The 7451-nt window shown below is 70.7% G+C and carries 7 protein-coding genes and 1 pseudogene; 2 read left to right on the top strand and 6 right to left on the bottom strand.

From position 1 onward, the window contains the following. A pseudogene (locus tag ACYVE7_RS25280) lies at positions 1-257 on the bottom strand (sugar ABC transporter substrate-binding protein); the annotation flags it as partial. A gap of 117 nt (positions 258-374) precedes the next feature. Here ACYVE7_RS25280 and ACYVE7_RS25275 point away from each other — a divergent pair. Beyond that, a complete protein-coding gene (locus ACYVE7_RS25275; RefSeq protein ID WP_460367848.1) occupies positions 375-1379 on the top strand; it encodes a LacI family DNA-binding transcriptional regulator in 1005 nt (334 codons plus the stop codon). Here ACYVE7_RS25275 and ACYVE7_RS25270 read toward each other — a convergent pair. Continuing rightward, positions 1376-3748, bottom strand: coding sequence for a glycoside hydrolase family 32 protein (locus ACYVE7_RS25270; RefSeq protein WP_460367846.1), 2373 nt, complete (start codon positions 3746-3748; stop codon positions 1376-1378). The two genes, ACYVE7_RS25275 and ACYVE7_RS25270, sit on opposite strands and share 4 nt — an antisense overlap. A gap of 114 nt (positions 3749-3862) precedes the next feature. Continuing rightward, complete coding sequence (gene ligD / locus ACYVE7_RS25265) at positions 3863-4915, bottom strand: non-homologous end-joining DNA ligase (RefSeq protein WP_460367845.1); 1053 nt, start codon at positions 4913-4915, stop codon at positions 3863-3865. A 44-nt stretch (positions 4916-4959) separates the two neighbouring features. Here ligD and msrB point away from each other — a divergent pair, with 44 nt between their 5' ends. After that, a complete protein-coding gene (gene msrB, locus ACYVE7_RS25260; RefSeq protein WP_460367843.1) occupies positions 4960-5358 on the top strand; it encodes a peptide-methionine (R)-S-oxide reductase MsrB in 399 nt (132 codons plus the stop codon). A gap of 27 nt (positions 5359-5385) precedes the next feature. Here msrB and ACYVE7_RS25255 read toward each other — a convergent pair whose 3' ends face one another. The 3 genes from ACYVE7_RS25255 to hemG all read right to left on the bottom strand — a co-directional run. After that, the gene (locus ACYVE7_RS25255) at positions 5386-5976 is read right to left on the bottom strand and encodes a hypothetical protein (RefSeq protein ID WP_460367841.1); all 591 of its coding nucleotides are present in this window, start codon (positions 5974-5976) and stop codon (positions 5386-5388) included. Between the two features lie 75 nt (positions 5977-6051). Beyond that, the gene (gene hemQ, locus ACYVE7_RS25250) at positions 6052-6693 is read right to left on the bottom strand and encodes a hydrogen peroxide-dependent heme synthase (protein WP_460367850.1); all 642 of its coding nucleotides are present in this window, start codon (positions 6691-6693) and stop codon (positions 6052-6054) included. 47 nt (positions 6694-6740) lie between these two features. Then, the coding region (hemG, locus tag ACYVE7_RS25245; RefSeq protein WP_460367839.1) for a protoporphyrinogen oxidase at positions 6741-7451 on the bottom strand (711 nt) is incomplete at its 5' end.

Here is a 7451-nt window from a genome sequence, read left to right as displayed (position 1 = left end):
ATCGCCGTGACCTGACCCTCGTTGTCACCATCGAACTTCCCCGCCGCCGTCATCAGCTCCAGACCGTCCTTGTCGGCCTGGGCCTTGGCACCCTCCCGCATCTTCACGAAGAACGGGTTGGTCTCGGTCTTGGTGATCAGACCGACCTTGGCGGTGCCACCGGAACCGGCGTCGGAGTCCTTCGCCCCCGAACCACAGGCGGTGGCGGTGAGCGCGAGGGCTCCGATGGCGGCGAGAGCGAGGCCTCTACGGATCATGATTGTCTCCCATGGGGTGTTCGGGGGGTTACGTCCCGATGTCGTGGGCGTTATCTTGCTCATACGAAAACGCTCGCGCAAACGTTTGCGCAAACGCTTGGATCAAGGAGCCGCTGGATGGCCACGATGGCCGATGTCGCACGTCAGGCCGGTGTTTCGGTGTCCACCGTGTCCCATGTGATCAATGGGACGCGGTTCGTCGCCGACGAGACCCGGCAGAAGGTCCTGACGGCCGTCGAATCAACGGGTTACATCCAGAACACCGTGGCACGGTCGCTCGTCACCTCCAGCACCAAGTCGATCGGGCTGGCGATCTCGGCGATCTCCAACTTCTACTTCGCCGATCTGGTGGCGGCCCTGGAGTCGCAGGTCAGGCTGGCCGGCTACACGCTCCTGCTGACCGACACCCACGACGACCCCGAAGAGGAGCTGAAGGTCGTCCAGGCCCTGCACCAGCGGCGCGTCGACGGGATCCTCCTCGCCACCGAAGCCCACGGCCCCGGCTCGGCCGCCCTACGGTACCTGGACGAACTGAGCATCCCGACCGTGCTCGTGGACCGCTGCGCGTCGGCCAGATTCGACCAGGTCGGCACCGAGAACGTGGAGTCCAGCGCCCACCTCGTGGTGCACCTGGCGCAGCTCGGGCACCGCAGGATCGGGCTGGTGGCCGGCCGGGAGGGCCTGATGACGTCCACGGAGCGCCTGCACGGCTACCGGCTCGGCCTGTCCCGCTCCGGGCTGGAGCCCGACCCCGCGCTGATCGCGCAGGGCCGGTCGAACGGGGCGGTCGCGGAGGCCGCGGTCGCCGCGCTGATGGAGCTGCCCGACCCGCCGACCGCGCTGTTCGTCGCCAACAACCATATGACGATCGGGGTAATGCGGGCCCTGGACCGGCGCGGCGTCCGGGTGCCCGAGGACGTCGCCCTGACGGTCTTCGACGACTTCGAATGGGCGTCGATCTTCCGGCCGAGGCTGACCGCGATCGCCCAGCCGATCCGGGAGATCGCGACCCGCTCCGTCGAACTGCTGGCGGAGCGGATCGCGGACCCGGACCGGCCGCCGCGCACGGTCCGCCTGAAGCCGCGGTTCATGCACCGCGACTCCTGCGGCTGCGTGCGCTAACCGAGCCGCCAGATGTCCTTGCGGACCAGCGAGGCGGTGCCGCCCTCGCTGAACGGCACGACGGCGTCGCCGTCGCCGGGGAAGATCTGCTGGGAGACCACGGCGGCGCCGTCGTCGGCGAACACCTCGACGGTCGAGGCGTCCAGGACGATCCGGAGCCGGAGCCTGCCGTCGCGCAGCGGCACCTTCACCCGGTCGACGCCGGGGAAGCGCTGGTTGAACGCGACCAGCCCCGAACGGGTGCGGTCCACGTACAGTTCGCCCGCGGCGACGTCGTAGCCGACCCGGGTGGCCTGGCCGGGCCCGACCCGCAGGTCGACACCGAACCGGTCGGCGTCGCGTGCGGCCCACTTGAGATCCAGATCGAGGACCTTCCCGCCGGTCGCGGACGCCTGGCGGGCGGTGCGCAGTTCGCGGACGGGCTCCTGGATCAGCGAGATCCGGCCGTCGACGGTCTTCAGCGCCAGCTCACGCGGGATGCTCTGGATGCCGTTGTACGGCGTGGTCGGGATGTCGGCCCCGTAGTTCCAGTTGTTCATCCAGCCGACCAGCACCCGCCGGGGCGCGTCGTTGAAGGTGACGGCCGCGTAGAAGTCGGGGCCGTGGTCGATCCAGCGGGCCGCTTCGAGCCCGCTGCGCACCGGCGCGTCGGCCAGGGTGAACCGGTCGGCGAGGACATGGCCCCAGCCGCCGGTCGAGCGGTCGGCGACCCGGATCCTGGCCCGCTTGCCCGCCAGATCGCGCAGATCCCACGACGTCCAGTCGAGGTGCTCGGAGTCCTGGCCGGTGGCGGTGCGGACGACCTGCCCGTCCACCAGCAGGTCGACCGAGGTCTGGTCGAGGCGCGGCGCGGCGGGCCCCGACGACAGGACGAACTGGTCGGCCATCAGATGGCCCCAGCCGCCCGTCGCGGTGTCGACGATCTGGACCTGGGCCTGCTTGCCCTGGTGGGCGGCGAGGTTCCAGGAGATCCAGCGCAGGTTCGGGCTGTCGTCGCCGGTGGCCGAGGCGACGATCTGCCCGTCGACCAGCAGGTTGACGGCCGTCTGGCCGGGGTGGTTCCCGCCCGCGACGAGGAAGTCGAGGTAGGCGGCCGAGACCGTGAACGGCGGCGAGGTGATCGTCCCGGTGGCGGGGTCGCACGGCCCCACACAGGTGTCGAGGGCCTTGGCGCCGTGCCTGCCCGGCAGGTCGCCGGTGGACGGGCCCGCGCCGGCGAAGTCGCCGGTGGCGGTCCAGCCTTCCCCCCAGCTGTCGCCTTCGAAGTCGGCGAAGACGGTGCCGGGCGGGTCCTCGTTGGACGCTCCCTCGACGTAGGGGTGGCGGCCGCCGCCGATCTGGAACGCCAGATAGGGGCGGTCGATCAGGAACTCGGGCGAGGTCAGGTCGCCGGTCGGGCCGTCGCCGCCGAGGAAGGTGTTGACCAGTCCAGAGCCGGTCTGGCCGGTGACGGGGCTCTGGTCGGGCAGGGTGCCGGTGGCGGGGGCGTCGCCGAAGGCCGTGCCCGTCCGCGTCCAGTCCCCGTAGGAGCCTTCGAAGTCGCCGAGGACCGTGCCTGCGGGCGGCTGGGGCGTCGCCGGGTCGGTGGAGGTGAAGGTGGTGCCGTCGAAGTCGCCGACGTAGTACTGCTGGCCGAGCCGTCCGGCGAGCGAGCTGACGACCATCACCCACTTGGTCCTGGCGGGGTCGCCGTCCACCGCGAGCGGGAACAGGTCGGGGCATTCCCAGACGCCCTGCGTGGCGCCCAGCGGGCCGAAGTCACTGAGATGGGTCCACGAGCGCAGGTCGGGCGAGGAGTACACCGACACCTTCCGCTCCGCGGACAGCGCGACGACCATCCGCCACGACGAGGTCGGCGCGTACCAGAACACCTTGGGGTCGCGGAAGTCCCGGGAGCCGATGTCGAGGACGGGGCCGCGCTTGGTCCAGGTCAGCCCGCCGTCGGTGCTGGAGGCCAGTGCCTGCCGCTGGATCCCGTCGGCCTTGTGGAAGCTGGTGTAGACCGCGACGAGCGGCGGCTTGGCGGCCGTCCCGTAGCCGCTGGCGTTGGTCCGGTCGTACACGACGCTCCCCGACCAGACGTCCTCTTCGGCGTCGTGGGAGATCGCGAGCGGCAGCCGCTCCCAGTGCACCAGATCGGTGCTGACGGCATGGCCCCACGACCCGTTGCCGGGCGCGTTCTCCTCAGGGTTGTACTGGTAGAACAGGTGGTACTTGCCGCCGTAGAAGATGAGCCCGTTGGGGTCGTTCATCCATTTGTCGGCGGGTGTGTAGTGCACCGACGGCCGGTACGGCTCGTCGGCGGCGTGGGCTGGCGCGCTGAGCACGGCCAGTCCCACGGCGAGCAGCGCGATGACGCGTCGCAACATGGAACGCCTCCGGGGGTGGTTCGGTGCGGGCCATCCTGTGGCGGCGCGCACCGCCCCGCAAACGTTTGCGCAAGCGCTTCACCAGCGGCCGCGCGGAGCCCCGAAGGGCTCCGGTCACTCCTTCTTGGCCTTGCTGGGCTGGACGCGCTTGGGCTCCCCCGCCATTTTCGGGTAGTTGGGCGGGTAGGGCATGTCGCCGAGGCCGTGGTCGTGCTCGTCGCGGTCGGCCAGATCGAGCAGCGGCACCAGGGAGAAGGCGACGTCGTCGATGGCGGCGTGCCGGTCGCCGACCTCGGCGAAGCGGGCCGGCATGGTCTTGACGGTGAAGTCGCCCGGCTCGGCGGCGGCGACCTCGTCCCAGGCCAGCGGCGCGGAGACGGGGGCGTTGGGCCGCGGCCGGACGCTGTAGGCGGAGGCGATGGTGCGGTCGCGGGCGTTCTGGTTGTAGTCGACGAAGATCGTCTCCCCGCGCTCCTCCTTCCACCACTTGGTGGTGACCCGGCCTTCCATCCGCCGCTCCAGCTCCCGGCCGAACGCCAGCGCCGCTCTGCGCACCTGAGTGAAAGTCCACTTCGGTTGGATCCGGACGTAGATGTGCAGGCCCCGGCCGCCGGACGTCTTGGGGTAGCCGGTCATGCCCAGCTCGTCCAGGAGCGGTGCGACGCCTTCGAGCGCCACCCGGACGGCGTCCTGGAAGGTGGTGCCGGGCTGCGGGTCGAGGTCGATCCTGAGCTCGTCGGGATGATCGACGTCGCCCTGCCGGACCGGCCACGGATGGAACGTGATCGTCCCGAGGTTGGCGGCCCAGGCGACCGCCGCCAGTTCGGTGGGGCACACCTCGTCGGCCGACCGGCCCGACGGGAAGTCGATCTTCGCGGTCTCGACCCAGTCGGGCGCGCCCTTGGGGATCCGCTTCTGGTAGAACGCGTCGCCGCCGCTGGGGTTGGCGCGCGTCGACAGGACCGCGCCCTCGACCACCCCGCCCGGCCAGCGCTCCAGCGTGGTCGGCCGGCGGTACAGGGCGCGCAGGATCCCCTCCCCCACCGACAGGTAGTAGGACACCAGATCGAGCTTGGTCAGCCCCACCTCGGGAAAGTACGGCTTGTCCGGGTTGGTGATCTTGACGATCCGGTCCCCCACGGGGATCTCCAGAAACGGCGATGCCATATGCGGAACGCTACCCCGGACCGTCCCTGAGGTACCGTCGGAGTATGGAGAAGATCCAGAAGACCGACGCGGAGTGGCGGCAGATCCTCGACCCCGAGGCGTTCCGGGTGCTCCGCCAGGCCGGTACCGAACCGGCGTTCAAGGGTGAGTACACCGACACCGAGACGGTCGGGGTGTACCACTGCCGGGCGTGCGACGCCGAACTGTTCCGTTCCGACACCAAGTTCCACAGCGGCTGCGGCTGGCCGTCGTTCTACTCGCCGTCCGAGTCCGACGCCGTGGTGCTCCGGGAGGACTCCAGCGGGGGCATGACCCGGGTCGAGGTCCTGTGCGCCCGGTGCGACTCCCATCTCGGGCACGTCTTCCACGGGGAGGGTTTCGGCACCCCGACCGACGACCGGTACTGCATCAACAGCGTCAGCCTGAAGCTCGAACCGAAGTAGCGGTCGGGCCGAGGGAGAAGTCGGGCGTCAGCGGGTCTCGACCGAGTGGCACTTGCCGCCGGTGTTGTTGACCAGGACGACATGCCCGTTGCCGCTCTTCTTGGCGTGCACGAACACCACGGGCTCGGCGTTCTCGTCGCCCTGCCTGAGGTAGGCGACGGCCTCGTCGCAGAGCTTCTTGGCGTCGGGATGCTCGGTGTCGCCTTCGTCGAGGTCGGTGTAGACGCGCAGGAAGTCGCCGCTCCACCTGGCCTCGCGGAAGTGCTTCGGCGACTTCTCCTTGAGGTGGGCGGTGATCGCCTCGTCGGAGTCGTCGAGCGCGGCGGCCAGGTCGTCCGAGGGGGTCGGCGTGGCCGGAGCGGTCACGGCGGCGGCCTCGGCCCGCTTCTTGCCGGAGCCCGCGGCGGGGCCGGCGCCGTTCTGGCCGCCGAACACCCCGAAGACCACGGCCAGCAGCACGCCGACGCAGACCATGCCCGCGAGCACGCTCGCGGTGTAGCGGCGCGAAGGGGAGTCCATCAGCCGGTCGAGGCCCCGCTCGAACGCCGAGCGGGGCTTGCCGTGCCGGGAGCTACCGGATTTCGGGGGTTCTGGGTGCGGGGAGGTCGTGCGCGTCACGCCGCGAACTTTACTTCCCGTTTGCCCGGTTCGCTGGCCGTTCCGCCCCGCCGTGACGAAAGCGCCGCCGAAACGCTACGGCAGGACCGTGACCAGCTCGGACACCGGCTTGCGGCGCCCGGTGTAGAACGGCACCTCCTCGCGGACGTGGCGGCGGGCCGTCGAGGCGCGCAGATCCCGCATCAGGTCGACGATCCGGTGCAGTTCGTCGGCCTCGAACGCCAGCATCCACTCGTAGTCGCCGAGCGCGAAGCTGGCGACGGTGTTGGCGCGGACGTCGGGGTAGCCGCGGGCCATCTGGCCGTGCTCGGCGAGCATCTGCCGCCGCTCGGGGTCGGGCAGCAGATACCACTCGTACGAGCGGACGAACGGGTAGACGCACACGTAGTCGCGCGCCTCCTCACCGGCCAGGAACGCCGGGATGTGGCTCTTGTTGAACTCGGCGGGCCGGTGCAGCGCCATGTTCGACCAGACGGGCGAGGAGTGCCTGCCCAGCATGGTCTTGCGGAACGCGGCGTAGATCTCCTGGAGGTCGTCGCTGTCGGTGGCGTGCCACCAGAACATGTAGTCGGCGTCGGCGCGCAGCCCGGACACGTCGTACAGGCCGCGGGTCGTGACGTCCTTGGCGGCGTAGGCGTCGATCAGCTCCTGGACCTCGCCCGCGATGCCGGTGCGGTCCTCCGGCAGCACCCGGTCGGCCTTGAAGACCGACCACATCGTGTACCGGATGACCTGGTTGAGGTCGCGGGCCTTGGGCTTCTCGGTCACGTTTCGACTTCCTTCAGCTGATCGATGATGCGGGCCGCGGCGGCCCGCGCGGTGGCGACGCAGGCCGGGATGCCGACCCCATCGTAGGCCGCGCCGCAGACGGCGAGCCCCTGGTGGGGGGCGATGGCGCTGCGGACGCGGGCGACACGGTCGAGATGTCCCACGGTGTACTGCGGGAGCGCGCCGCCCCAGCGGGTGACCCGTGTGTCGACGGGCAGCTCGCCCGCGTGGCAGGTCTCGGCGAGCTCGGTCATGGCGATCGCCTTCAGCTCCCCGTCGGGCCGCTGGAGCGTGTGCTCCTCACCCATCCGGCCGATCGACGCGCGGACCAGGATCAGGTTCGGGTCGCGGTCGCGGAGCCACGGCCACTTCACCGAGCTGAACGTCACGGCCTTGACGTCGCGGCCCTCGACGGCCGGGACGAGGTAGCCCGAACCGCCGGGCAGCCGGGGGAACGCGGTCGAGTGGTAGGCGAGGCTGACGATCGCCATGCTGGAGTACTCGATCCCCGCCAGCTCCTTGGCGGCGGCGGGCACCAGCTCGGCCAGCAGCCGGGCGGCGGGGCTCGCCGGGACGGCCACGACGACCGCGTCGGCCTCCAGGTACTCCGGTGCGGGCCGGGGGCCGAGGGTGAGGCGGTAGCCGTCGGGGGTGCGGTGCAGCTCCCGGGTCATCGCCGAGGTCCTGATCGGCACCCCGGCGTCCCG

The organism is Actinocorallia lasiicapitis, from assembly GCF_054778695.1.
Note: the sequence above shows the minus strand (reverse complement) of the source record. Positions and strands in the feature narration are given on the sequence as shown.

What these genes read in the sequence shown, in the direction of transcription:
- ACYVE7_RS25275 (WP_460367848.1), top strand. Translation starts at nt 375, where the DNA reads ATGGCCACGATGGCCGATGTCGCACGTCAGGCCGGTGTTTCGGTGTCC.
- ACYVE7_RS25270 (WP_460367846.1), bottom strand. Translation starts at nt 3,748, where the DNA reads ATGTTGCGACGCGTCATCGCGCTGCTCGCCGTGGGACTGGCCGTGCTC.
- msrB (WP_460367843.1), top strand. Translation starts at nt 4,960, where the DNA reads ATGGAGAAGATCCAGAAGACCGACGCGGAGTGGCGGCAGATCCTCGAC.
- hemQ (WP_460367850.1), bottom strand. Translation starts at nt 6,693, where the DNA reads ATGTGGTCGGTCTTCAAGGCCGACCGGGTGCTGCCGGAGGACCGCACC.
- ligD (WP_460367845.1), bottom strand. Translation starts at nt 4,915, where the DNA reads ATGGCATCGCCGTTTCTGGAGATCCCCGTGGGGGACCGGATCGTCAAG.